General features: G+C 56.8%; 27 protein-coding genes, 3 pseudogenes and 1 riboswitch. Of the genes and pseudogenes, 14 read left to right on the forward strand and 16 right to left on the reverse strand.

All coding sequences use genetic code 11. The features are described from left to right. The 4 genes and pseudogenes from LU196_RS11365 to LU196_RS11380 all read left to right on the forward strand — a co-directional run. Nucleotides 1–200, forward strand: a pseudogene (locus LU196_RS11365) (DNA polymerase V subunit UmuC); the annotation flags it as partial. Between the two features lie 73 nt (nucleotides 201–273). Then, nucleotides 274–1257: a tyrosine-type recombinase/integrase gene (locus LU196_RS11370; protein ID WP_014594566.1), complete on the forward strand. Its 984-nt coding sequence runs from the start codon at nucleotides 274–276 to the stop codon at nucleotides 1255–1257. A 1-nt stretch (nucleotide 1258) separates the two neighbouring features. After that, nucleotides 1259–3376 carry a tyrosine-type recombinase/integrase gene (locus LU196_RS11375; RefSeq protein ID WP_014606796.1) on the forward strand — a complete coding sequence of 706 codons (2118 nt, stop codon included), beginning with the start codon at nucleotides 1259–1261 and terminating at the stop codon, nucleotides 3374–3376. A gap of 125 nt (nucleotides 3377–3501) precedes the next feature. Further along, a complete protein-coding gene (locus LU196_RS11380) occupies nucleotides 3502–3903 on the forward strand; it encodes a VOC family protein (protein ID WP_014606795.1) in 402 nt (133 codons plus the stop codon). Nucleotides 3904–4069: 166 nt separating this feature from the next. Here the strand turns inward: LU196_RS11380 and crcB are convergent, their stop codons facing one another. From crcB to LU196_RS11420, 8 genes are all read right to left on the reverse strand, one after another. After that, the gene (gene crcB / locus LU196_RS11385) at nucleotides 4070–4450 is read right to left on the reverse strand and encodes a fluoride efflux transporter CrcB (protein WP_014606794.1); all 381 of its coding nucleotides are present in this window, start codon (nucleotides 4448–4450) and stop codon (nucleotides 4070–4072) included. Continuing rightward, complete coding sequence (locus tag LU196_RS11390; protein ID WP_019105545.1) at nucleotides 4447–5154, reverse strand: 2,3-diphosphoglycerate-dependent phosphoglycerate mutase; 708 nt, start codon at nucleotides 5152–5154, stop codon at nucleotides 4447–4449. The genes crcB and LU196_RS11390 overlap by 4 nt, the downstream gene beginning before the upstream one ends. A 43-nt stretch (nucleotides 5155–5197) precedes the next feature. After that, nucleotides 5198–6487 carry a phosphopyruvate hydratase gene (eno, locus tag LU196_RS11395; protein WP_014606792.1) on the reverse strand — a complete coding sequence of 430 codons (1290 nt, stop codon included), beginning with the start codon at nucleotides 6485–6487 and terminating at the stop codon, nucleotides 5198–5200. Nucleotides 6488–6502: 15 nt separating this feature from the next. Further along, complete coding sequence (locus LU196_RS11400) at nucleotides 6503–6928, reverse strand: universal stress protein (RefSeq protein WP_014606791.1); 426 nt, start codon at nucleotides 6926–6928, stop codon at nucleotides 6503–6505. Next, nucleotides 6925–7833: a DHHA2 domain-containing protein gene (locus LU196_RS11405; protein WP_014606790.1), complete on the reverse strand. Its 909-nt coding sequence runs from the start codon at nucleotides 7831–7833 to the stop codon at nucleotides 6925–6927. The genes LU196_RS11400 and LU196_RS11405 overlap by 4 nt, the downstream gene beginning before the upstream one ends. A 78-nt stretch (nucleotides 7834–7911) precedes the next feature. Then, a riboswitch (Fluoride riboswitch) is annotated at nucleotides 7912–7981 on the reverse strand. 49 nt (nucleotides 7982–8030) lie between these two features. Next, nucleotides 8031–8630 (reverse strand): uracil-DNA glycosylase family protein, encoded by a 600-nt coding sequence (locus tag LU196_RS11410; protein ID WP_014606789.1) that lies wholly within the window; start codon nucleotides 8628–8630, stop codon nucleotides 8031–8033. Beyond that, complete coding sequence (locus LU196_RS11415) at nucleotides 8627–9787, reverse strand: TDT family transporter (RefSeq protein WP_014606788.1); 1161 nt, start codon at nucleotides 9785–9787, stop codon at nucleotides 8627–8629. The genes LU196_RS11410 and LU196_RS11415 overlap by 4 nt, the downstream gene beginning before the upstream one ends. Nucleotides 9788–9938: 151 nt before the next feature. Continuing rightward, a complete protein-coding gene (locus LU196_RS11420; protein WP_014606787.1) occupies nucleotides 9939–10937 on the reverse strand; it encodes a YncE family protein in 999 nt (332 codons plus the stop codon). A gap of 246 nt (nucleotides 10938–11183) precedes the next feature. On the opposite strand from LU196_RS11420, the pseudogene umuC reads away from it, so the two are divergent. From umuC to LU196_RS11435, 3 genes and pseudogenes are all read left to right on the forward strand, one after another. Next, nucleotides 11184–12215 (forward strand): annotated as a pseudogene (umuC, locus tag LU196_RS11425) (translesion error-prone DNA polymerase V subunit UmuC); the annotation flags it as partial. Between the two features lie 277 nt (nucleotides 12216–12492). After that, complete coding sequence (locus LU196_RS11430) at nucleotides 12493–13452, forward strand: lipase family protein (RefSeq protein ID WP_232757698.1); 960 nt, start codon at nucleotides 12493–12495, stop codon at nucleotides 13450–13452. 466 nt (nucleotides 13453–13918) lie between these two features. After that, nucleotides 13919–14086, forward strand: a pseudogene (locus tag LU196_RS11435) (isocitrate/isopropylmalate family dehydrogenase); the annotation flags it as partial. 54 nt (nucleotides 14087–14140) lie between these two features. On the opposite strand, the gene LU196_RS11440 reads toward LU196_RS11435, so the two are convergent. Next, nucleotides 14141–15394, reverse strand: a complete 1254-nt coding sequence (locus tag LU196_RS11440) for a mechanosensitive ion channel family protein (protein WP_232757697.1) — start codon at nucleotides 15392–15394, stop codon at nucleotides 14141–14143. A 165-nt stretch (nucleotides 15395–15559) separates the two neighbouring features. Here LU196_RS11440 and LU196_RS11445 point away from each other — a divergent pair, with 165 nt between their 5' ends. Continuing rightward, a complete protein-coding gene (locus LU196_RS11445) occupies nucleotides 15560–15757 on the forward strand; it encodes a DUF6404 family protein (RefSeq protein ID WP_232757696.1) in 198 nt (65 codons plus the stop codon). Nucleotides 15758–15800: 43 nt separating this feature from the next. Here the strand turns inward: LU196_RS11445 and LU196_RS11450 are convergent, their stop codons facing one another. Continuing rightward, nucleotides 15801–16049 (reverse strand): CsbD family protein, encoded by a 249-nt coding sequence (locus LU196_RS11450; RefSeq protein ID WP_232757695.1) that lies wholly within the window; start codon nucleotides 16047–16049, stop codon nucleotides 15801–15803. A 159-nt stretch (nucleotides 16050–16208) separates the two neighbouring features. Here LU196_RS11450 and LU196_RS11455 point away from each other — a divergent pair, with 159 nt between their 5' ends. After that, nucleotides 16209–16415 carry a DUF2767 family protein gene (locus LU196_RS11455; protein ID WP_232757694.1) on the forward strand — a complete coding sequence of 69 codons (207 nt, stop codon included), beginning with the start codon at nucleotides 16209–16211 and terminating at the stop codon, nucleotides 16413–16415. Here the strand turns inward: LU196_RS11455 and LU196_RS11460 are convergent. Further along, a complete protein-coding gene (locus LU196_RS11460; protein ID WP_232757693.1) occupies nucleotides 16412–16972 on the reverse strand; it encodes a hypothetical protein in 561 nt (186 codons plus the stop codon). The two genes, LU196_RS11455 and LU196_RS11460, sit on opposite strands and share 4 nt — an antisense overlap. A gap of 60 nt (nucleotides 16973–17032) precedes the next feature. Then, nucleotides 17033–17362 (reverse strand): hypothetical protein, encoded by a 330-nt coding sequence (locus tag LU196_RS11465; protein WP_232757692.1) that lies wholly within the window; start codon nucleotides 17360–17362, stop codon nucleotides 17033–17035. Nucleotides 17363–17560: 198 nt separating this feature from the next. On the opposite strand from LU196_RS11465, the gene LU196_RS11470 reads away from it, so the two are divergent. Continuing rightward, nucleotides 17561–17740 carry a hypothetical protein gene (locus LU196_RS11470; protein WP_232757691.1) on the forward strand — a complete coding sequence of 60 codons (180 nt, stop codon included), beginning with the start codon at nucleotides 17561–17563 and terminating at the stop codon, nucleotides 17738–17740. Nucleotides 17741–17743: 3 nt separating this feature from the next. Here LU196_RS11470 and LU196_RS11475 read toward each other — a convergent pair whose 3' ends face one another. Continuing rightward, nucleotides 17744–18103, reverse strand: coding sequence for a DUF4186 domain-containing protein (locus LU196_RS11475; RefSeq protein ID WP_232757690.1), 360 nt, complete (start codon nucleotides 18101–18103; stop codon nucleotides 17744–17746). Nucleotides 18104–18202: 99 nt separating this feature from the next. Between LU196_RS11475 and LU196_RS11480 the strand changes: the two genes are divergently transcribed. The 3 genes from LU196_RS11480 (at nucleotide 18203) to LU196_RS11490 (ending at nucleotide 19373) form a co-directional block, all read left to right on the forward strand. Continuing rightward, entirely contained in the window at nucleotides 18203–18424 is a 222-nt protein-coding gene (locus tag LU196_RS11480) for a YgdI/YgdR family lipoprotein (RefSeq protein ID WP_232757689.1), read from the forward strand. A 133-nt stretch (nucleotides 18425–18557) separates the two neighbouring features. Then, a complete protein-coding gene (locus LU196_RS11485; RefSeq protein ID WP_232757688.1) occupies nucleotides 18558–18941 on the forward strand; it encodes a hypothetical protein in 384 nt (127 codons plus the stop codon). A gap of 18 nt (nucleotides 18942–18959) precedes the next feature. Continuing rightward, nucleotides 18960–19373 carry an N-acetyltransferase gene (locus LU196_RS11490; protein ID WP_232757687.1) on the forward strand — a complete coding sequence of 138 codons (414 nt, stop codon included), beginning with the start codon at nucleotides 18960–18962 and terminating at the stop codon, nucleotides 19371–19373. Here the strand turns inward: LU196_RS11490 and LU196_RS11495 are convergent, their stop codons facing one another. Next, nucleotides 19374–20039 (reverse strand): MBL fold metallo-hydrolase, encoded by a 666-nt coding sequence (locus LU196_RS11495; RefSeq protein ID WP_232757686.1) that lies wholly within the window; start codon nucleotides 20037–20039, stop codon nucleotides 19374–19376. Between the two features lie 23 nt (nucleotides 20040–20062). Then, nucleotides 20063–20986, reverse strand: coding sequence for a muramoyltetrapeptide carboxypeptidase (gene ldcA / locus LU196_RS11500; RefSeq protein ID WP_232757685.1), 924 nt, complete (start codon nucleotides 20984–20986; stop codon nucleotides 20063–20065). Between the two features lie 160 nt (nucleotides 20987–21146). Here ldcA and emtA point away from each other — a divergent pair, with 160 nt between their 5' ends. Then, nucleotides 21147–21779 carry a membrane-bound lytic murein transglycosylase EmtA gene (gene emtA / locus LU196_RS11505; RefSeq protein WP_322542648.1) on the forward strand — a complete coding sequence of 211 codons (633 nt, stop codon included), beginning with the start codon at nucleotides 21147–21149 and terminating at the stop codon, nucleotides 21777–21779. 35 nt (nucleotides 21780–21814) lie between these two features. Here emtA and LU196_RS11510 read toward each other — a convergent pair whose 3' ends face one another. Further along, the gene (locus LU196_RS11510; protein ID WP_232757684.1) at nucleotides 21815–22936 is read right to left on the reverse strand and encodes a mechanosensitive ion channel family protein; all 1122 of its coding nucleotides are present in this window, start codon (nucleotides 22934–22936) and stop codon (nucleotides 21815–21817) included. Nucleotides 22937–22968: the final 32 nt, after the last annotated feature.

Here is a 22968-nt window from a genome sequence, read left to right on the forward strand (position 1 = left end):
TTTATGCCTCGTGCGAAACGGTATTTCGTCCAGACCTGCGGGGGCTACCCGTCGTCGTTCTCAGTAACAATGACGGCTGCGTAATTGCCCGGTCTGCTGAAGCGAAGAAGCTCGGCATAAAAATGGGCGATCCGTTCTTCAAAATGAAAGATGACCTGCGCCGCCACAGGGTGCAGGTTTTCAGTTCAAACTACGCGCTTTAGTAAGTTAAGTGGAATGCAACATTGATCGTATAGACTTTGAACAGCAACGCTGACCTCAGAGGTAAACGCAATGACGACTCCACTAAACAACAGTGCCATTTTACTGGCGGAACGCTGGCTGAAGCTGCTGTCCGACCTGGGGCGGGCACCCGCCACCCTGACCGCCTACCGCGCAGCCCTCTGTCATTATTTTGCGTTCTGCAGCCGGAACAGGATTGAACCTGAAAAGGTCAGGTTTGATGACATGGCTGCCTACATCCGTCCTCAGTTACCCGGTATGCCTTTCCCGGCCGCAAGCGCCACGCTCCAGCTGCGCCTGTCGGCTGTCCGTCTCTGGTACGACTTCCTGATGTATCTTGACCTGTGTAAGGTAAATCCGCTGCCCCGTTCCGGCACGCCGGGCATGCTGTGTTCCGCACGGGGGCTGGTTCCCCGTATCGTAAAGCTGCCGCGTATTCCTGACGATGCACAGTGGCAGCTTTTTCAGGCTCATGCCGCGGATTCTCCGCTTCGTGACCGGCTGATGCTGGCGTTAACCTACTGCGGTGCGCTGCGACGATCGGAAGTCACCGCGCTGAGTACTGATGACCTTGACTTTGCCCACCGCCTCATCCGCGTCCGGGCTGAAACCACCAAGAACCGTCATGAACGGATCGTCTGTTACAGTCCCGCCCTGACGCCGGTGCTGGCGGCTCATCTTTTACAGATGAAGCTGTCGGGGATGGTAAAAGGAGCCCTGTTCCGCTCTGAGTCCGATCGTAATCAGGGGGCACCGCTCTCTTACTGGAGCTGGAGCAAAACGGTACGGAAATGGGCGCTTGAGTCAGGGCTGCCCGACATTTCAACCCATACTTTCCGCCACCTGCGGTTGACGCATCTGGCCCGTGCGGGCTGGAAACTGCACGAACTTGCCACCTACGCAGGTCACCGTGATCCGCGCACCACTCAGATTTATATTCACCTTTCCGGCAGGGATCTTGCCGCCCGGATGGCAGGAGCAATTGAAACGGCAGATATCAGGATGGCGAACCTCATTTTCGGCACGGAGGAATAATATGGCAGCGTCTGAACAGCCTGAGAATGTGTGGCTTCCCTTCGACCTCTCCGCTTACAGGCTTGATGCTTTACTGACTGAGCCTGAAAAGGCCGCACTGGCCACCTCTCACAGCCGGGGCAGGCTGCTGCGGATGAAACCTGCTCCTGAGTTTATCAGGCCGCTGAAAGACATCGCAGCAGAAAGCGGATGCAGCCGCGAGGTTGCTGACCTGATAATACTGGACCTCCTGCGTGAGATGCACCTTTCGGGTATACCGTACTGGCGATGGCCGCAGGAACGCTGGCAGACATTCAGCCGGACGGACGGAAAAGGACGGCCGCTGATGGCCGCCTTTGCATGGCATTTCGCCGGACGGTATGATCCCCTCAGCCTGCCAGACATCAGAAAACCTGCCCTGTATACCTGTGCCATTTTTGGTCAGGCTATTTACTTCCGGGAGCTTCACCGCCTGACTGAAACCCTGAAATCGCTGGGCTATGCTGCGGGTAGTCAGGTCACGCATCTGTCGGGCATACTGGCCACGCTGATGGTCATGAACAGAGATCCCCGTCTTGAAACCTTTACGCCTGAACTGCTGTGGGAAGCCCAGAACAACACAGATAGCGGGACATCCCGGTACATTGGCCGGATTTCACACGGCCTTGCTGCGCTGGGCATCTTCAGCGCCCCGATGAGGATGCGTAATTATACCCGATGGTATGAAAAACCCGTAGACGGGATCGATCCGGCCTGGGTCAGGTGGTGCCGGCGCTGGCGGGAAACGTCTGTGCTGAGGCCTCGCACCCGTGAAGGCCAGTACAGTTTTATACTGCGCTGCGGCCTCTGGCTGGCAAAGGCGCATCCGGAGGTGCGTGAACCGTCAGACTGGAGCATGGAAATCTGCGCCAGCTTTATCGCTGCGGTCGGCCGGATGAACGTGGATGAGCTACAGTTGGGCACGGAAAGGGGCACCCGAAAATCGGTGCGATCCGGTGAGCCTATGATGCCGCATTCAAGGGCGCATTTTATCTACTCACTGCGCCGTTTTATGGTCGACTACGAAAACTGGGGCTGGGGTCGCCTGCGCTTCAGCCCTGCCCGTCATCTTTCCACACCGGATACCACCCTGTTTCGGCGCGACGTCAATCCCCGTGTTATCGACGATCCGGTCTGGCTCAAGCTCATCTGGGCCAGCCTCAATCTGCGTCAGGAAGACCTGCTTACTGAAATACATTATCCGCTGGCCATGCTGCAGGCGATGGCCGTCATCTGGACCCATGCGGGGCTGAGGAAAAATGAGCTGCTCCGCCTGACTACCGGTTGCATCGCGCCGCAGGCAGATGAAATAACGAAAGATGACGGCAGCGTCATCCCGGCCGGAACCCTTTGTTACCTGCATGTCCCCGCCGGAAAAACATCAAAAGCCTTTGTTAAACCCGTGGCGACAGTGGTAAAAAAATATGTCGACATCTGGCTGGCCGAACGCCCGGCAGAACAGGCCATGCTGGCTGATGAGCGGACCGGTGAGAAGGTCCGGCTGCTGTTTCAGTACCGGGGGAAGCCTGCCGGCAGCGCTATCCTCAACCGCACGGTGATACCGATGCTCTGCGCAAGAGCGGGCGTTCCTTCTGAAGACAGCGGCGGAGTGATAACCAGCCATCGGGGACGCGCCTCAGCCGTGACCGCACTGGCCAGCGTACCGCAGGGCATGTCACTGTATGAACTGATGCAGTGGGCTGGTCACTCAACGCCCCAGTCCACCATGCATTATCTCCGTATCCGCCCGACACAGCTGGCCGCCTCGTTTGTAAAAGCAGACAGAGTCGCGCACATGATCAGCGTACTGATTGATCGCGACCCTGACGCCGCCAGCCTGACCGGACCTGCAACGTATTATGATTTAGGTGATTCATACTGCACAAATCCGTTCTGGAGCAGCTGCCCGCACCGGATGGCCTGCATCGGCTGCGATTTTAACCTGCTGAAGGACAGCGCGCGCGGGCTTATTCTGGAGAGTAAAGCATCCATCCGGCGTTATCTCGAAGAGGTCCCGCTCACTCCCGATGAGAAAGCCGTACTGGAGCAGGATGCTGAAAAGGTTGAGCAGGCTCTTACAAAATTGGGCCCAAAATCCTGAGTGCTCAAATGCTTTCAATGTCCGGTCTGAGGGTGTCAGTTCAGAGTCAGTACAGACGACCGAACGTCGTATTTGATATGAATCTGATTATAGCGGGCGTTATGACGTAACTGATGGAACAGCAGATGAGAAAACAGAAGCGATGTATGGGGTATGTGGCTGTCGTGGTCGATGACTACGATCGTGCAATTGAGTATTACACCGATAAGCTGGGCTTTACCCTGATTGAGGACACGCCGCAGCCGGGTAAGCGCTGGGTCGTGGTGACGCCGGACCCTGACAGCGACTGTGCTATTCTTCTTGCCCGCGCGTCGAACGACCGGCAGGAAGGCTTTATCGGCAACCAGTGCGGCGGACGGGTTTTTCTGTTCCTGCAGACCGACGACTTCTGGCGCGACTACAATGCTATGAAGGCAAAAGGCGTCCACTTCTGTCAGGAGCCGCGCGAGGAAGAATACGGAATGGTTGTCGTGTTTGAGGACATCTATGGCAATCGCTGGGACCTTTACCAGAACAGGCAGACCTGAAACTCTGTCACGACAGTGTCCCGGATTTAGGGGAAGCCTTACAGGCGTAAACCCTGTCGGATCAGGCCCGCAGAGAGCGCTTCTGAACAATATACTGAACTGTCTGACCTCAGTGCAGCGGTCGCTGCACTGAGGTCTCCCCTGGATAGAGGCCGTACGGTCCGGGTTAACCACACAGCGTCATGATATAAAATCCGGCCGCCGTCATGGCCAGCGAACCCAGCACGTGTATCAGCACCGAGGCGGCTGCCCAGGCATAGCTGCCTGACTGCAGCAGGGCAAAAACCTCAGTTGAGAATGTGGAGAAGGTCGTCATTCCGCCACACAGCCCGGTGGTAATGAGCAGCCGCCAGGCCGGATCGAGGCCGGGATGGCGCAGAAAATACGCCAGCGCCGCCCCGATGATAAATCCACCCAGCAGGTTGACCAGCAGCGTCCCCGGCGGCAGGTCCGGAAAAAGCGCGTTCAGGCGCGCGCCCAGTTGCCAGCGGATAACACACCCTAAAGCACCGCCGGTGATGACGGCAAAAAGCTGATTCACGTTCATTCCTTTTTTTTAATATTCAGAACATAACGGCACACGACCTGTGCGGCCGTATCCATTTCATATACAACCGGCACGCCGGTCGGGATGTGCAGCTGTGCCACGCTGTCGTGGGGCATGCCGTTCAGAAAGGCGGTCAGGGCGCGCAGCGTGTTGCCGTGCGCCACAATCAGAACGGTACTTCCGCAGCGCAGCTGTGGCACCACAACGTGGTGCCAGTATGGCATGACGCGACGCAGGGTCATTTCCAGGCTTTCCGTTGCAGGCAGGTCGGCCAGCGCAACGCGGCGATAGCGCAGATCCCGACGCAGCTGCGCCGGAGCCTCCGCGTCTGCGGGCGGAATGCCGCTGAAGCTTTTGCGCCATAGCCGGACGGTCTCTTCCCCCATCATCCGGGCAGCGTCGTCCTTGTTCAGCCCCTGCAGCGCACCGTAGTGGCGCTCGTTCAGTCGCCAGCTCTTTTCCACGGGCGTCCAGCTTCGGTCAAGACGGTCCAGCACCCGCCAGACCGTGTGAACGCAGCGTGTCATCACCGAGGTGAAGACACGGTCGGGCATAAGGCCCACTGCCCGCAGCGCGTCACCGGCTCGGTCGGCCTCCTGCCGCCCCCTGACCGTCAGCGGCACGTCCGTCCAGCCGGTAAAACGGTTTTCCCGGTTCCACTGGCTTTCGCCGTGCCGCAGGAGGATCAGCGTTGCAGGGGCCACAGGCATTCCTTCTTTGCCGGACGGGGACCGTCCGGCGGATGTGTTACGTGCGGCGCACAAACGCATGAAGCCCCGCGTAGTGCGCGTCCTCACCCAGCGCCTGCTCAATGCGCATCAGCTGGTTGTACTTTTCCACGCGTTCGCCGCGGCACGGCGCGCCGGTTTTCAGGTGTCCCGCGCGCAGGGCCACCGTCAGATCGGCAAGGAACGTGTCCGTGGTTTCCCCGCTGCGGTGAGACATGAACGCACCCCAGCCGTGCCGCTGGCAGAGAGCCACGGCGTCCAGCGTTTCGCTGAGCGAGCCTATCTGATTGAGCTTGATCAGCGCGGCGCTGGCGAGGTTTTCGTCAATGCCGCGCTGGATGTACTTCACGTTGGTTACAAACAGGTCGTCACCAACCAGCTCGGCCCTGCCCGCAAGCTGCTGGTGCAGATGCTTCCAGCCCGCCCAGTCGTCCTCGGCCAGGCCGTCTTCCAGCAGGATGACCGGAAACTGGTCCATCAGCTCGCCGTAGTATGCCGTCATTTCCGCCGCGCTCAGCGCGCTGCCCTCGGTGCGCAGATGATACTGACCGTCAGCGAAAAACTCACTTGAGGCAGGGTCCATGCAGATGCTGATGTCCTCTCCGGGCCTGTATCCCGCCTTCTCAATCGCCTGTACGATAAACGCCAGCGGGTCACGGTTCGACGACACGGCGGGCGCAAAACCGCCTTCGTCGCCCACTGCCGCTGAGAGTTTTTTGTCCAGCAGGATCTGGCGCAGCGCCTGGTAGACCTCGCTGCCCTGACGCACGGCCTCGCGCAGCGTGGGTGCCCCGTGTGGCGCTATCATGAACTCCTGGAAGTCCGCGCCCTGACCGCGGGCGTGCACGCCGCCGTTGATGATGTTCATGCACGGCACGGGCAGCAGATTCGCCTGCAGGCCCCCCAGGTAGCGCCACAGCGGCTCGTGCGAGGCCTGTGCCGCCAGCCGGGCCACCGCCAGCGATACGCCCAGAATGGCATTGGCACCCAGGCGACTCTTGTTCTCCGTGCCGTCCAGCATCAGCATGATGTTGTCCAGCTGCCGCTGCTCGCGCACGTCCAGGCCGCGCACGGCTTCGCAGATTTCCGTATTAACCGCCCTGACGGCATCCAGCACGCCTTTGCCGCCAAAACGTTGTGCGTCACCGTCGCGGCGCTCTGCGGCCTCGCGCGACCCGGTGCTGGCCCCGGAAGGCACCGAGGCGCGTGCCATCATCCCGTCCGGGGTCCGGGCCTCAACTTCAACGGTGGGGTTGCCGCGAGAGTCAAGAATTTCCCGGGCGGTCACGTTATCCAGTGTAAAGTGCATAGCGTTTCTCCCGGTTTAGTCATTCAGGTGAGTAATAAGCACATCCACCGTGAGGTGGTTGATGTATTCCGCCGAGCGGGACGTCAGCATTCCCATAAAGCGGTTGCGGTGCCCGGCAAGCACGAGGTCCACGCCCAGCTCATTGATGCACTTCTCCACGTCCTCAAAGCGGCGCATGGTCACCAGCTCCCGCGTGTCTACCGCCTCAGGCACGGAGGCCGCCAGCTCGCTCATAAACGCTTTGGCTTTCAGCACCTCTTCCGACACGACGTCGTCCATCAGGCTGTCGGACACGTAGTTCATTTCCCGGTAGTCGTCGCTGATGTGGGCCAGGGTGATTTTCATGCCGAGCGGCTGCGCCAGCGCGACCGCCCGTTTCAGCAGGAGGGTGCCGTCGTCTTTGTCGTTCACAAGTATCAGTGCGTGGGTGTAGCAGGTCATAATGAACTCCCGTTCTGGTTAAGGCGGGACTCAAGCCACGGCAGAAGCTGTTTTTTGCGGCTGAGCATGCCCGGTACGGAGCAGGAGGCCGCGTTAACGCTCTCCCGCCCGGCGAAGTAAAGCGTTGAAAACCCGGCGCGAATGTCGGTCAACATCAGCACCGTCAGCCCGGCACCCGACTGGTCCGCCAGATACGCCAGGGCAGCGAGCAGGTCGTCCATCACGGGGGCAACCTGTGTCGGTGAGCTGACCTCAATCTGGGCAATGCGCACGTCGGTGCCGGCAATGACGAAGGCCTTGAGATCCCTGCCCAGCAGCTGCTGGGCGCTGAGGCCGCTGACGTCCGTTTTGGCGGTGAGGAGGTCACGGGCGAAGGCTCTGCGGTTTACGCCGGACAGCACGCCCAGTTCGGTCGCCGAACGGATATCGTCTTCGGTGGTGGTCGGCGAGCGAAGATTCACGGTGTCACTCAGGAGTGCGCCCAGCAGAAGCACGGCGAGCGTCGGGGGCAGCGTGCGGCGCGCTTCAGCGTCCATCAGCAGCCAGAGCAGCGTGGCGCTGCTGCCAACCGGGCGGATATGCACCTCCGGCGGCAGTTGCGTTATCAGCCCGCCCAGCCGGTGGTGGTCAGTGATGCCCACGACGTTGCTCCGGAGCAGGTCGTCAGGCCCCTGCGCCGGCTCGGTGAAATCGACCAGCCACACCCGTTCATCCTGCAGCGGAATAGCGAGCAGCGGCGGCAGCGTAAGACCGGCGGTGTCAAAGATAAAGCGGGTTTCCCGGTTAGCCTCGCCGAGACGCCATGCGCGGGCGTCCATGCCGCGCCCGGTCAGCCAGTGAGCGGTGACGACCGCCGTGCAGATGGCGTCGCTGTCAGGATTGATGTGGCCAAAAACGTGTATCAAGGGTCTCTCCCCGTAAAGGGAAGTACGCAGGCCGGGAGGAAAGTAAGGACGGCCTGACGTACCTCCTGAAAATCAAGAGTCACATCAGGCGTCATCAGCTCCGGAACGGAGCGGTTGGGAAAGGTGGAACGCCATCACCCTGTACTCTGAGTATAGAGCCAGACGGAAAGCCTGTCAGTATTATTCTGCTGGCACCCTCAGCCCGCCAGCGCAGCGCGTGCCTCGCGGAGCACCCGGCGGATGTTTTCCGGCACCGCCGGGCTTGTGCAAAGTGAAAGCGGACTGGGGTGAGGCATCTTCAGCACCGTGACGCCGGGGCACTGATGACTGACCGTCCCGCGGGCCTGAGCCGCTACGGCACCGGCCAGCACCACCACGCGCAGCGCGGGCAGATACGCCAGCACGTCCTCAAGCCAGGCGCAGCCGCTGCGGATGTCCGCCGCTGAGGGCCGTTTCTGCGGCCCGTCGCTGACCCAGGGCACCGTATTCCACAGCACGCTGTCCCGGCGCGCAATACCGGCTTCCGCCAGAAACCGCCCCAGGTTCTGCTGGGCCGGCCCCGGGTTATCCCGCGACACAAACCGGGGTGACGGGCTGCTGCGCGCCGGCGACTGCAGCAGGACGAGCAGTCCGGCCCCGGTCCCGCCGTCGGCCGGATCAAACCACGGCAGCTCCACGCCGTGCTGACGCAGCCCGCTGACCCAGCGATTCAGCGCGGCCACGTGCGGCGCGGTGACTGCCGCGAGGCGTTCCTCGCGTAAAAACGGGTCCAGCAGCGACGTGCAGGTTTCACTCACGGCTTCCGGTCCAGGCCTGCCAGACAGGGGGAAACAAACAGTTTCCCGCTCCATGCCCCGCGCACCGTCTTCACCGCGACCAGCAGCCACATGGCGGCCAGCATGACGACAAGAAGCGCACCGAAGCCTTTAAAGAACGCCAGGTCAACGAGGGTGGACAGCTTCAGCGTGGCGACCGTGTACACGCCCAGCGGGAAGGTAAAGCCCCACCATCCCAGATTGAACGGAATGCCTTCACGGAAGTATCGCACGGTTATCAGCGTGGCCAGCAGCATCCACCACAGGCCGCAGCCCCAGAAGAGAATGCCGGCAACGAACCCCACGCCTTGCGCGATATGACCGATTTCCGGCATGCCCGCCGCGGCAAACACCCCGGGCGCATCTCCGCCGATGACCAGCATCCCCAGCGAGCCGGTACCAATCGGCCCCAGTGCCAGCCAGCTTGAGGCCGCCATGCTTTCGTGTGGTAGCTTGTGCAGCGCCATACGCAGCAGCAGGATGGCGAGGATGCTCAGCGCCACCGGCACCGAGTACGCCCACAGCACGTAGCTGGTAATAATGATGCCGAGCTGCGCGTGGGGGTCGGCAATGTGCGGTGCCAGCAGGCCGCCACTGACTGCCGCAACCTCGGCGGCCACGACCGGCAGTAACCAGACGGCGGTCATCTGGTCAATGCTGTGCTGCTGCCGGGTAAACATCATGTAGGGAATACACACGCCACACAGCAGCGACATCGCCACGTCCAGCCACCACAGGGCGTGCGCTACGGGAATGACGTCAGCCCCCCACCGGGGGAGGCCAAACGCCAGCAGCCCGTTGATGATGGTGGCCATGCCCATCGGGATGGTGCCGAAGAACATGGACACCGTTGAATGGCCAAAGATGCGCTTTGCCTCACCGAAGTACATCACCCAGCGGGCCAGATACATCACGGCAAAGACGCTGAACAGGAAGATGTTAAACATCCAGAGTCCCTCGGCGACGAGGCGTAATCCCGGAACCGGCCAGGGGAACTGCGCCAGAGACAGAGACAGGATACCGGTCCCCATGGTCGCGGCGAACCAGTTAGGCGTGAACTGACGTATAGCCTCTTTCGGGCTGCTCAGCGCGCTCAGCGGGCGCGCTCCGTTATGCAGGGTAAATATTTTATCGTTCATGCCGTAATCTCCTGAGTAGACAGAAAGAGTATAGGCACGTCGGGTTAAATCTTTAAAACAGGTTATTCAGTTAAAATAAACCAGTAAAAGTGGTTAGACTCTCCCACTCCGGGAAGGACCGTCACACCGCCGGAGTGAGGGAAGGACTGAATCAGGCCTGCGGCGGGCTTTTAATCGTGGCCGTGACGCGGTTCTGTTTCAGGTCAACGACCGCAATGCTGAGGTCTTTATTCAGCACCCACGCGCGGGCACCGTCTTTGCTGAAAACGATGGCCTGACGGGGCGCATCCAGTCCGGTAACGGTGGAGACCACCTTACCGGCGGCGGTATCAATAACGGAGAGGCTGTTGTCGCCCAGGTTGCCGCTGTAAACATAGCGGTTATCCGGCGTCAGGGCGGCACCGTAAGGATCCTGCCCCACGGGAATGGTTGCCGTAATGGCGAGCTTCTGCGTGTCAACCACGGCGATGGTGTTGCTGCCGCTGTTAGCCGCGTACAGTGTGCGGCCGTCGGCGCTGACTGAAATGGCGCGCAGCTTGCTGAAGCCTGTTATCTCGCCGCGAATCTCGCCCGTTACGGCGTCAACCAGGGTAATTTTATCGCCCTTAAAGTTAGTGACGTAGACGGTTTTGCCGTCCGGGCTGATTTTTATGCCCTGACGGGGCTGGGCAAAACCCGTCACGACCGCAACGGGCCGGTTGTGCGTCAGGTCATACACCGAGAGCGTGCTGGCGGCCTCGTTATTCACATACAGGCGCTGACCGTCACGGCTGATAGCTGTGCCGAATGCCCCGGGCCCCAGCGGCAGCGAGGTCTCCACGTCAAGCGTCCCGGTGCTGATTTTTCTGACCACGCCGAGGCTGCTGTCTGAAAGATATACGGCCTTCCCGTCGGGGGAGAAAAGCGCATTGCGGGGCGTGACGTATCCCTTAAGCACCTTTCTGACTTTCCCGGCAGCCAGGTCGTAGACCACCACCTCAGAGCGCTCACTGTAGGACGCCACCGCCGTTTTCTCATCGGGACTGACAGCAAGGGAATTGTTGTGGATATCGCCGTCAAACGTCCAGCGTTCCTCTGCGGCACCGGCGAGGGTGCTGATAAGAAGAAACGCCACCGCGGTCAGTCCCGGGATCCTGTATTTTTTTATCATCATTTTTCCTGCATTGGGGTGGGTAAGGGATAAGACTCATTGCCCGATTGAGGGCTTCAGAGTAAGCATGGCAGATTAAATCCTGGCGGGGAAATCGATTTTCCGACTATGTCTTACCACCCTCAACCTTCCCCCCTGTCAGTAAGCATACTGAGGTAGTTCAAGGCTGAATAATTCCTGTTCAGAAAATAAACTTCAGAGGAATGGTAACTGATTTTTTTTGTTTAAATTGCATTCCACATAAATGCCGACATGAGCAGCCGCGTGATGACGACGCTGGAAGATATGGCGCCCAACGTAGAAATTTATTCGATTGACGAAGCTTTCCTGAACCTTTCAGGCATGCGCCGGCTTAAGCCGCTTGAGAATTACGGGCGCGATATACGGGAACGGGTAAAAAGCGAAACGCATTTGACCGTGGGCATCGGGATAGCGCAAACCAAGACGCTGGCAAAGCTGGCAAATCATGCAGCCAAGAAGTGGAGCCAGACGGGTGGCGTCGTGGATTTATCTGACGTTGAACGGCAGAAAAAACTCATGGCGCTGGTGGCGGTTGAGGATGTGTGGGGCGTGGGGCGCCGCATCAGCAAAAAGCTCAACGCCATGGGCATCGTCACGGCTAAAGACCTGTCAGAGCAGAGCACGTACATCATACGCAAACACTTCAATGTGGTTCTCGAGAGAACGGTCAGAGAACTGCGCGGCGAGCCATGCCTTGAGCTGGAAGAGTTTGCGCCAACCAAGCAGCAGATTGTCTGCTCCAGGTCCTTTGGACACCGCATCACCGATTACATGGAGATGAGGCAGGCGGTGTGTGCTTTCGCTGAGCGCGCTGCCGAAAAGCTACGGGGCGAAAAACAGTATTGCCGCCATGTCGCCGTATTCGTCAGAACCAGCCCTCACGCCGTAGGTGAGGTTTTTTATGGCAATCAGGCCATGAGAAAGCTGAGCACCCCGACCAACGACACCAGAGACATTATCCGTGTCGCTATGGAGGCACTGGATCATATCTGGCTGAGCGGTCATCGCTATATGAAAGCTGGCGTCATGCTGGGTGATTTTTTCAGCCAGGGCGTTGCACAGCTCAACCTTTTTGATGAATTTAAACCACAGGCCAACAGCGAGGCGCTCATGCGCGTTGTAGACGGCATAAACCAGAGCGGTAAGGGGAAACTATGGTTTGCGGGGCAGGGCATCCAGAAAGCGTGGGCCATGAAGCGAGAGATGTTGTCACCGGCATACACAACAAGGTATTCGGACCTTCCCGTTGCGAAGTGATTTTTATACTTAAGCCGCTGCAGCAGATACTTCCTACCAGTCAGACGTGTTACCTGGCTGAGTGGAAGGGACGCAAGTCGGCCAAGTCTTATTGCGCTAAACGGCTCAGGTCTCAAAACATGAACCAGATAAACTTTTTAGCTATGGTAATGTCCGCTATGAGCGAAAAACGGACATTGGAATTTAAAACCTTGCAGGGTAGATTAACTTTTAAGGTAGCTGACCTTGCATGGTCGGTAAAATTGGCTGTTAGGCGACAATGCTGCGGAGGAAAAACATGGATGCAAAGCTTATAAATCGCTTAAATGGAATTCTTAGTTTGGCGAATCAGCAAGAGTGGGAAGACGAATCTTTTTCTCTCAATAAAGCCCAAGTGTGCGTCGAATTATCCTCTATAGTATATGAAGATGTTCAAGAGTATGAATTGGAGAAGGCAAGTCGAATTCATCTCTTTGCAAGCGACACTTATAGGCGCTTGATTGAAAATCGCACTACCAACTCAATTCTTGATGACCTGAGTGAAGCAAATCTGGATGCTAGGTTTTTCGCGGTTCGTGGTCGATATGCGCTAGTGCTAGGTACAATTTTTGATGACGTCGTGATTCTTGCTATAAGAGGCACCGTGTTCCGTAGGCTTTGGGACTGGAAAGCAAATATAGATGCCGAAAAGTACAATGTTCGGGAGTGCCAACCCTTTCATCCTTTTCATTATGATGGTCATGTTGAATTTGACGACCAGTTCTTTCACCGAGGGTTCTTTGAGTCCATCATTCCTCAGTTCGCATCTATTTCTAACCACATTAACCAACGAAATAGTTCGGGAAAGAACCTCAAGATTATTTGGACTGGCCACTCATTAGGTGGAGCAATGGCCGCTGTAGGCTACGCGATTCACACTGCGCATCATACTGAGAATATTCCAGGCCATGCCGTTTGTGCGTACACATTTGGCATGCCTCGCTATTGTGGACTTGGTAGCGTATGTACTTTTCCGAGTCCCCACCATATTTATAGAAAGAAAGACCTCGTACCAACCGTGCCGTTTAGAAAAATGGGCTTCACTGACAGTAGTAAGGAGTACGAGATCACTGATAGCGGATTGATTGCTTTGACTGAGCGCACCGATACATTCGGGCTGGCGGGCCATGTTCCAAAGCTGTTATCAAGCATAAAGGCACATTCAATAGAAGGCTACGCAGACCTATTATCTAAAGCAACTGGCATAGCAAGACCGTGATCAAGTTTAGAAAATATCACCTAGCAAATTTCCCCATACAAATCAATCATGCTGTCATGCCTTTCGCAAAGGGTGCAAAAGCCACGCTAGCACTCCAACTTCTGCTGTTGGCACAGAGCGGGCTTTCCGTCCGATTGCTTTAATCCGCTTGAGGCGACTCTCAGAAAGAAAAAAAGCGTGGGCCATGAAGAGAAACATACTGTCATCGGCATAAACAATAAGTTATTCGTCCCTTATCGTTGCGAAGTGAGGTTTGAATGCAGCCGCTACATCAGATACTCCCAACAAGCTTTTATGAAGGGTGAGCATCGGTTAAGCACTAGCGAAGCGGTAAAACCATTCTGCAAAACTATAATCAAATCGTTGATTTATATGACTTAAGCAAAAGCCTCACTAAGGACTAATAGTATCTTTGCAAACCTGTTATTTTCTATATAAATCATTGCCATACAGTAATTTGTTTCATGTAATGCTGCGTCATATGGAGTGGTTCGAAGCGGCTGACCTGATTGTTAAAGGCATGGAAGGCGCAATCGCTGCTAAGACCGTGACCTATGACTTCGAGCGTCTGATGGATGGCGCTAAACTGCTGAAATGTTCAGAGTTTGGTGACGCGATCATCGCTAACATGTAATCCGCTTGCGGGTGAAACCAAAGCGGGAGCCAGTGGCTCCCGTTTTTTTATGCGCTATTCGGCGCTGTTCCGGGTGGCGAACTCGTCCTCGCGCGCCTGCGAAAGCCGCCAAAAATCATGGCCGGCGGGATGCTGATAAATCCGTAGCGAAAACTGGCTGAGAATGGCGTAAATGTACTCGAATATTGCCGACTGGGAGTTTTCGTAATCCGCCCACAGCACCGAGGAGGTAAAGCAATACACCTCGACCGGCAGGCCCTCGGGTGACGGTTTCATGGCGCGCACCACGATGTACATGTCTTTTTTGATGTCGTCGCGCTGGGTCAGCCAGGCGGTGAGAAAATGACGAAACACCGTCAGATTTGTAATGCCATTCTCCGCAAACCAGCGGTCGCCCACCACGCTGCTGTCGCGTCCATCCATCAGTACCGATAGCTGTTCGCTAACGCCGCGGAGTTGCGTCATTTGCTGCACCATATTCTGGTCAAGAAAGCGGATAGAGGTTTGATCCAGCACGAAACTGCGCATAATACGGCGTGCGCCAGACGAGAACATCGCCTGCCAGTTGGTATAGGTTTCGGTGAGAAAGTTCTTGGTGGGAATGCGCGATAGGGTGTTATCCCAGTTGCGAATGGTGATGGTATGCAGGGCAATGTCAATCACTTCGCCGCTGATGCCGTTATCTGGCATTTCAATCCAATCGCCCAGCTGCAAGACATCGTTGGAAGAGACCTGAATATTCGCCACCAGTGACAGCAGCGTATGCTGAAATACCAACATCAGCACGGCCGCCACCGCACCCAAGCTGGAGATAATAATCACCGGTGATTTGTTCGACATGATCGCCAAAATCATGATCGCAGAGAGGATATGAACCAGAATTTTCCCCACCTGGATATAGCCTTTGATCGAATGATTCTTACGCCGCGATTTTCGCGAATACGAATTGTTAACGATCTCCAGCACTTCGGTGAAGAACAGCGATAAATAGACAAAGAACAAAATGCCGCAGATGGTTTTGACCGCAATTTCCAGGTGCTCAGGCAAGCCGGTCATAAACTGCAGCAGGAAATAAACCGTAATCACCGGCACAAAATTAGAGAGCTTCTCCGAAAGGCGCACATCTTTATCCAGCGGCACCTCTTTTTTGTGCGCGCTAAAGAAAACCTTTCGCACCACTTTGACCAACAGGAATTTACACAGCAGGTGCGCCACCATGGCGACCACAACCAGCAGCAGCAGGCTGAACGTCGCGGAGAGGGTGGAATTACCTTCTATGAAGGTCTGGATTTCGTGTAGATAACTCATTTCAACCACATGCCTGACAAGATTGGCGTGCATTCAACCACAGTTGTATCACGCGAGATATGCGACAAATGCGCAATATTTGAAACGGTTAACACCCCGCGATCGCCGCGCGTGTAATTTGCGTCACAAACCGCTATGGTCAGGGAGATTTTGTCAGGAGGTGGTATGCAAGGTGTGATCAAATTTGCCAAAGGCTGGCTGCTGTTTTCGGTGCTCTGGGGCATATTCATGTGGTTTGTATCGTGGAAAGCCGAAGGTAAGGCGCCCGGATTAGCCATTGTGACCAGTTTATATGCGGGATTAATTTATCAAGCGTTGATAACCATGGTGGGCCGTTATAAAGCGCGGCGCGCGCAGCAGTAACGCTCTATAAACAGTAAAAGGGGCCATCGTGGCCCCTTTCGCATTATTTACGGCCTAACAGGAAGCCGATGATCACACCGACGCTGGCCGCGACGGCCAAACCGGTGGTGGGATTGTCGCGCACGGATTTCACCATGCAGGCTGCTGCATCCTGCACCGCGTAGCTGGCCTGCGCCGGATAGCGGCGCGCAGCACCGCGTGCCTGATGCTTATGCGAGCCAATCGCCTCGCCAAATTTCTCCTGAATTGCGCCTGCCGCTTCATTCAATTTTGCTTCCGCTCTATCAGTCATAGTGACTCCCTGCTGGTTGTGAATGTTATGTTTCAGCGTAGTAAGAGAACCGGCAGGCGGCAACCCGGTCACCGGTTAGAATGTAACAGCGGTTTGCAGAAGGACATTTATGCACCAAAATTGAAGTGGGCTACATAAAAAACAGGAAAGGGGGGAGAGATGAAACGCGATGTGCTTAGCGATGACGATTACGATGAGGTGTGCCGGGTGGTGGGTGATGCGGTGATTGTGCTGGCCGAGAGCGGCCACGACACGCATAGGACGGACATCACGCGTCTGCTCACGCGCACGCGCCAGCAGCGCGCCCATGATGAGCGCGATGAGCAGCGGATGCTCGAGCACGCCATCCGGCTGGTCAAGCCTTAAGCCATGCCGGAGGGGGTGCGCTGCGCCGAATACCATGTGACCAGGAAGTGGCGCAGATGATCAAAGCACCATTCGGCGTCCTCAGCCTGCTGGCAATAGTAGCGCACGGTGATCTTTTCATAATGCTGCTGCCGCAGATTGAGCGGCGACCATCCCCAGTCCAGTACCGCTCGGGCATAATTGATGAGCGCACCTGACGCCAAACCGTGCTGCGCCTCCTGCTGGCCAAGATACGTTTCAAACGCCACATCGAGCAGTGGTCCGGCCTGCGCGCTCTCTGCGCAGTAGGTCGGACGAAACGCGACATCAATAAATCCGCACACGCCGTTTTCACGCTGCTGCCAATCGCAGGCCAGCGTCATAAACAGACCGTCCTGCAAATTCACCTCTTCCAGCAAACGCCGCAGATTTTCGGAGTGATGGCCTGGCACGATCTCCTCGATGCGTTCCGTTTCGCGCGTTAGATCAAACCCGCAGGGGTTGACCGAGCCATCGGGCTGGGTAATCGCGGGAAAGGGGAAGTCGATGTAGCCGTTATTGTCGAGACGCTTTTCCATATGCCATTCCACAAATCAACGAAGTCTGACCATACGCCTTCTTCGGCAAGGACGCACGGCTTATGGGCACGTCCAGGTGATCAACGCATCCTGATAAGGATTAATCAGACGAAACTGCTTGTCTGATAAACGTTGGGCGGTAAAGCCCTCGGGCGTAACCGCAGAGGGCACATAGAGAAAGCGATCGGTAGAGTGCAACGCGCCGCTGTTTACCGTCACGTCATCACGCGTCACGGTAAAGGCGTTAACCAGATCAAAAATGCGTGCCTGAGTATATCCCATCGATTGACCGGAGAGACTGGCGACTTCGCCGGGGCAGTCAACGCCTTTTGGCGTGGAGCTGCAGCCTGCCAACAAGAAAAGCGCCATGAGGGTGCTGAGTCGCAACATGATGTGGTCCTGATTCGTTCCCTGGTTTGCCATGGCTCGCACTTCGCCCTGAGTAAGGATAATAGCAGTTTTGCTGCCGTGGCTCATTTGCCTTTGCACAATTGTTAAGCGGTAAGAATGTAAAAGGGTGACTTTGCTAGCAGGTAAACGGTATTCTTGCCAGCATTGCGCACAATTAAGCAAAGCAAGGGTAGATTTATGAAAGAAGAAGAAGCCAATTTAATGATTCTTCAACACGCTATCGACAATCTCGAGGCCGACAAAAAGCAGCAAGTGTTGCACTGCGTCGCCGCCATTCGTGAGGCGATGAGTCCATTCAATGCCGAAGCTGCCGGGCTGGCTTTAATGCTGGTGGCCGCCCAAACCGCTGCTGAATAACCATCACGCGCGGGTTAATTCTGTTACCAACCAGCGGTGAATGATGCGCACCACATAGTGCTGTTGTTCCGCCGACAACGGCTGATGTGCAGCGATGCCATGCCATTTTGCCAGGCAGCCCCGACAGCAGGTCGCGGTGGCATGCTGGGCGATAAATACCGGATGTCCGCGCATTGGCGTTTGCTTGCCGTCATTTTTCGGCTCTGCGGCCGCCAGTCGCTGCTGTACAAAGTCGCCGGCGTGACGATCAATGATCTCGGGTCCTTTCTCAATGCAGTATTGCCGCTCTTTGGCACCCAAATGAAAACGGCGACGGAAGGGTGACCGCGCCAGCCGGGCAAACAGATGATTTTCGTTTTGCATACTCTCCTCCGGGCGCGATCATAGCGCATTCATCTTTATCCTGGTTCACATTCCGCAGCGCTTTGTTAACGTGGAGACGAAATGTAGAAGGAGGAACCGATGAAAAAAACGCTCTGTTTTATCGCGACGTTTAGCCTTGGCCTGGCGTTAGCAGGCTGTGCTTCAGATCACGTGTTGCAAACCACCGACGGTAAAACCATCGTGGCGCAAGGTAAGCCTGTGGTGGATGAAGACACCGGCATGATTACTTACAAAGATATCGATGGCAAAGAACAGCAGATAAACCGGAATCAAATCAAAGAGATGAACTCGGTTAACTGATCTGCTCAGTTCCCTCGCTTTTAACCGCCGCCTGCCGCATGCGGGTGGCTCATTCAATCCCGCCGCCTAAGTGTGTTACGCTTCCTGCTCAAAACCTCAATAAAATCATCACGTCACTTGCAGGGAGACTCTTGTGAAGGCGATCCTACCCGTTCTTGGCCTACTGGCCTGTCTCAGCGCGCCCGCATGGGGTGAAACCGAATTCCAAATTACCTGTCCAGGCCGACCCACCATGACGGTAGGACGCGCCGAGTACGGCTTAAGCACGCTGATGTGGCCGAAACACCACTTTCAGGTGGCGGCCGGGCAGCAGCGTACGCGATTAAAACAGGGCGACAAGGTCGCCATCACCCGCTTTCGCAACGGCGACCAGCTCATCGTGAACCAAGACACCGATGAGACTTTTTTTGTGTTCGCCAACAGCAACAAACTGCTGGAATGTATGCGCAGTGAAAAGCGTGACGTTGAAGTGCTCTCTCTGGAGCGCAACGACAATAGCCAGCGTCCTAATGCCTGATTGCTTCTGGAGATCGCCATGGAAATGCACGTCACCGCTGCCGTAAGTCAGCAAGATTTAGACGACATGCGGTTAGCTCTCACCGCGTTTAACAGCCGTCACATCGACATTAATGAGATCAGCCCGCTGGGCGTTTTTATTACCGACGCTAACGGGCATAAGTTAGCCGGATTAACGGGCACCACCTGCGGTAACTGGTTGCGGATTGATATGCTGTGGGTCAGCGACGGGCTGCGCGGGCAGGGCAAGGGGAGCGCGCTCATACGCGCGGCGGAAGCTGAGGCGCGCGCCCGAGGGTGCTGCTATGCGCAGGTGGATACCGCAAGCTTTCAGGCGCGGCCCTTCTATGAAAAGCTGGGCTACACGCTGCGTTTCAGCCTCAGCCACTATCCGCGCCATCATCAGCGCCATTACTTGACCAAACCGCTTTAATCAGCGCAGGAGAGAGTGCTGGCGCACATCCAGCGGCGACTGCTCCGCTTCATCAATGGCCGCCAGCCAGGTTTGCAGATCAACCTGCATCCAGGAAAGGTGCCCGCGCGTGGTGCTCATTAACACCACATCCGGGCGCAGGCCTCGGTAAAACTCCAGCGAATCGCGCAGTTCCGCCGGGCTGCTCTCCGGCACTAACACGCTGATCCAGCGATCGTAATCGCGGGTAAGCGTGTCGCCCACGAACAAGTAGGTGTGACCGAGCGGCGATTGATACAGATAGCTGGCGCTGCCGGGCGTATGGCCAGGCGTGGGCAGCAGGTGAACATCGCCGAAATGCGTCTCCTGCTGGCTAAAGGTTTCATCCGGCTCCACCATCAGGCTGACCGGCCCTAATGAGCGGCTATGACAATACAGCGCGCTGCTAAAACGCTGTTGGATCAGGCGTGCGCCGGGCGCGGCCTCATGCCAATGGGTGAGGTAATGCCGGATCACGCCACCGGCATCGGCAATGACTTCGTGGTCGAGCGGGTTTTCAACCCGGCCAATCAGCAAATTACCGCGTGGATGCTTGAGCATAAAGCCGTGCATCATGATGTCATTCGCTTTCTCTACGGCAGGAAATTCCGGCGTGGAGATCCACAAGTCTTCGTACAGTGGCTTCAATGTCGGTCTCCTGCGACAGCGGTTCAGCGCAGCGTGGGGTGGCCGGTAAACGCGAGCTGCGCGGCACCGTCTTGACAGGTTAGCGTGGCGCTGGCACCCAGCGCTAACGTCACCGTGTCGGTATCATGACCAAACGCCAACTCGCTCACCACCGGGATCTGATACTCATCACGAATGCGCTGCCAAACGGTGGCAAAGTCAAAGCCGTTGTCATACGCCGATAGCGCGGTGCTGGTAAAGCTGCCGGTAACGATCGCCCGTTGACGGGCAAGAATACCGCTCTGGTGCAGTTGAATCAGCATGCGTTCAATGCGGAACGGGTGCTCGTTCACATCCTCGATCACCAGAATGCCGCCGTCAATCTGCGGCATCCACGGTGTGCCGATTAGCGTCGTGATCATGGCCAAATTACCGCCCCACAGCGTGCCTTGCCAGCGTCCGTTATTCGGGCTTTCGCTATGCCAGTTTACCTTGACTGTAGGCGATGTCAGCGCCTGCCAAAAGTGGGAATGGGTAAATTCAGACAATGTCGGCGCACCAAAATTGCCCGCCAGCATCGGTCCGCTAAAGGTCATGAGGCCGGTTTGCGCCAGCAGCGCCAGCTGAATAACGGTAAAATCGCTGTGCCCGCAGAGCGCCACAGGCTGATTCAGCAGCCGACGCTGCAACCCCACATAATCCAGCTGGTCCAGCAGGCGCGAGGCGCCATAGCCGCCGCGCACCGCGAGCACAATATCCGGCAGCGTGGGGAGCTGGGCCAGCTGATTGATGTCTGCCAGCCGTTCTCTATCGTCACCCGCGAAGCGTTGAAAACGACGCGTGATAGCCGCTTGGTTCTCGACGGTATGACCTTCAGCCTGCAGGCGCGCCACGGCGCACGCGGCGGCGTCTTGATTGTGGCAGTAGCCAGAAGGGGCGATAAGACGAATGGAGCGAGCGGTGAGCATAGCGGGCATCCTGCTGAAAAGGGCCTGGCGTGAGGACAAAATGCGTCAGCGACGTCACGAAAGCGGCCCCGTTGGCGTGAATTAGGATTAACGGCAATGTTGTATTGCGGTCGTGTCAGTATGATAGCCTGCGCTAACCTCATTACGGAACCCAAAATAAGTGAAAATTCGACTACTTATGCTATCAGCGCTGTTACTCGCGGGCTGTGCAAGCGAGCCGGAAAAAAATATCGTGGTCCCGCAAAAAAATACCCCTTTAACGCAGGCACCGCCGTCTAAAGTCAATGATGCCTGGTCCCTGTTTGCCGAAGATGCCGCCAGTCATTATGGCGTTGATCAAAAATTGATTAGCGCCATTATCAGTGTCGAATCCGGTGGAAATCCGCGTGTGATAAGCCGCTCCAACGCCGTCGGCCTGATGCAGATTAAAGCGGCAACCGCCGGGCGTGAAGTGTATCGCGCGCAGGGCCGTCGGGGGCAGCCGAGCGCCTCAGAGCTGCGCGATCCGGCGCGCAACATCGATATTGGCGCGGCCTATCTCAAGATTTTACAAGACTCCGCCCTGGCAGGGATCCGCGATCCTTTAACCCTGCGTTACGCCACGATCGTGTCTTATGCCAACGGTGCGGGGGCGCTGCTGCGCACCTTCTCACGCGACCGCGATCGCGCCATTGCGATGATCAACGCCATGACGCCAGACGAGTTTTATCAGCACGTGCAAAACAAACACCCGGCCGCGCAGGCACCGCGCTACTTGTGGAAAGTCACCACGGCGTATCGCACCATCGGCTAATGCTCGGCAGGCGACGTCTGCCGCCTGCCAATTAACTACTGCTGTGCCGTTGCTGCGGTGGAGGGCTCCTCGGCGATATTGATGCGCGGCAGGACGCCGCCGGTGAACGCCACGTGTCGCATAGGGAAACCAAAGCGGATCTGCTGCTCCTCTAGCGTCGCCATGATCTGCAGATTGATCTCCTGCTGGACATCCATGTACGTGTTGTAGTCGGCGCTTAGCACAAAGTACACGACCTCAAACGTAAGTTGCGATTCATCAAACGCCAGAAAATGGGCGCGGTCAAAGCGCGTATTGGGCACCCCCTCGATAATGCCCTTCACCCGATCGCCAATCTGGCGCACTTTCTCCGCAGGCGTATCGTAATGAACGCCAAATTTGAACACGATGCGGCGCTGCTGCATGCGCTTATAGTTGTGGATGGTCTGCTGCAACAAAATGGTGTTCGAACAGACAATCTGCTCCCCGCCAAGGCTGCGCAGCCGCGTGGTTTTTAGGCCAATGTGCTCAATCGATCCGGCGATATCGCCAAACACGATAAAATCACCGTGTTCAAACGGCTTGTCGAAGCCGATGGCCAGCGAGGCAAACACATCGCTTAAGACCGTTTGAATCGCTAACGCGATCGCGATCCCGCCCACGCCCAAGCTGGCAACCAGCGCCGTGATGTCGATGCCCATATTGGAGAGGATGGCCAGCAGCATCATCACCCACACCACCATGCGCAGCAAAATGCCCAGAATTACCGTGGTCACCGGATTACGCACGTGCAGCGGATCGCGCAGTAGGCTGTGCAGCCACAGGCGGATGCCGCAATCCAGCCACAGGGTCAGCTGCAGAATCAGCGCCAAAAACCAGCCGTGCGCAATCGTCACGCTCCAGCTGGGGGGAAGATCAATAAATTTTAGCGTGATAAGCAGCGAGAAGATCAGCAGCAGCAGTTGGCTGGTGCTGCGCAGAATTTCCACCACAATACCGGTGATGCGCAGATGGCGCTGTTCGCTGTAGCGGGCGATGCGGTTGGAGACAAAGCGGATAATGTTGCGCAGCAGCCACCAGATAACCAGCGTGCCCAAGACAACCACGAGGCTGTTAATCCAGAAAGTGTGATTAAAAAACAGAAAGTGTAAGCGTTCGGCGGAAAGCCAGTTTTCCATTGGGGATATTCTCCTTGCTGGGGACGGTAAAA

It is taken from the genome of Pantoea sp. Mb-10 (assembly GCF_021272205.1).
Lineage (GTDB): Bacteria > Pseudomonadota > Gammaproteobacteria > Enterobacterales > Enterobacteriaceae > Pantoea.

What these genes read in the sequence shown, in the direction of transcription:
- LU196_RS11460 (WP_232757693.1), bottom strand. Translation starts at nt 16,972, where the DNA reads ATGGAAAAGCGTCTCGACAATAACGGCTACATCGACTTCCCCTTTCCC.
- eno (WP_014606792.1), bottom strand. Translation starts at nt 6,487, where the DNA reads ATGCACTTTACACTGGATAACGTGACCGCCCGGGAAATTCTTGACTCT.
- LU196_RS11450 (WP_232757695.1), bottom strand. Translation starts at nt 16,049, where the DNA reads ATGACTGATAGAGCGGAAGCAAAATTGAATGAAGCGGCAGGCGCAATT.
- LU196_RS11370 (WP_014594566.1), top strand. Translation starts at nt 274, where the DNA reads ATGACGACTCCACTAAACAACAGTGCCATTTTACTGGCGGAACGCTGG.
- ldcA (WP_232757685.1), bottom strand. Translation starts at nt 20,986, where the DNA reads ATGCTCACCGCTCGCTCCATTCGTCTTATCGCCCCTTCTGGCTACTGC.
- LU196_RS11380 (WP_014606795.1), top strand. Translation starts at nt 3,502, where the DNA reads ATGAGAAAACAGAAGCGATGTATGGGGTATGTGGCTGTCGTGGTCGAT.
- LU196_RS11415 (WP_014606788.1), bottom strand. Translation starts at nt 9,787, where the DNA reads ATGAACGATAAAATATTTACCCTGCATAACGGAGCGCGCCCGCTGAGC.
- LU196_RS11470 (WP_232757691.1), top strand. Translation starts at nt 17,561, where the DNA reads ATGAAAGAAGAAGAAGCCAATTTAATGATTCTTCAACACGCTATCGAC.
- LU196_RS11375 (WP_014606796.1), top strand. Translation starts at nt 1,259, where the DNA reads ATGGCAGCGTCTGAACAGCCTGAGAATGTGTGGCTTCCCTTCGACCTC.
- crcB (WP_014606794.1), bottom strand. Translation starts at nt 4,450, where the DNA reads ATGAACGTGAATCAGCTTTTTGCCGTCATCACCGGCGGTGCTTTAGGG.
- LU196_RS11445 (WP_232757696.1), top strand. Translation starts at nt 15,560, where the DNA reads ATGCAAGGTGTGATCAAATTTGCCAAAGGCTGGCTGCTGTTTTCGGTG.
- LU196_RS11440 (WP_232757697.1), bottom strand. Translation starts at nt 15,394, where the DNA reads ATGAGTTATCTACACGAAATCCAGACCTTCATAGAAGGTAATTCCACC.
- LU196_RS11480 (WP_232757689.1), top strand. Translation starts at nt 18,203, where the DNA reads ATGAAAAAAACGCTCTGTTTTATCGCGACGTTTAGCCTTGGCCTGGCG.
- LU196_RS11455 (WP_232757694.1), top strand. Translation starts at nt 16,209, where the DNA reads ATGAAACGCGATGTGCTTAGCGATGACGATTACGATGAGGTGTGCCGG.
- LU196_RS11400 (WP_014606791.1), bottom strand. Translation starts at nt 6,928, where the DNA reads ATGACCTGCTACACCCACGCACTGATACTTGTGAACGACAAAGACGAC.
- LU196_RS11475 (WP_232757690.1), bottom strand. Translation starts at nt 18,103, where the DNA reads ATGCAAAACGAAAATCATCTGTTTGCCCGGCTGGCGCGGTCACCCTTC.
- LU196_RS11465 (WP_232757692.1), bottom strand. Translation starts at nt 17,362, where the DNA reads ATGTTGCGACTCAGCACCCTCATGGCGCTTTTCTTGTTGGCAGGCTGC.
- LU196_RS11490 (WP_232757687.1), top strand. Translation starts at nt 18,960, where the DNA reads ATGGAAATGCACGTCACCGCTGCCGTAAGTCAGCAAGATTTAGACGAC.
- LU196_RS11510 (WP_232757684.1), bottom strand. Translation starts at nt 22,936, where the DNA reads ATGGAAAACTGGCTTTCCGCCGAACGCTTACACTTTCTGTTTTTTAAT.
- LU196_RS11420 (WP_014606787.1), bottom strand. Translation starts at nt 10,937, where the DNA reads ATGATAAAAAAATACAGGATCCCGGGACTGACCGCGGTGGCGTTTCTT.
- LU196_RS11430 (WP_232757698.1), top strand. Translation starts at nt 12,493, where the DNA reads ATGGATGCAAAGCTTATAAATCGCTTAAATGGAATTCTTAGTTTGGCG.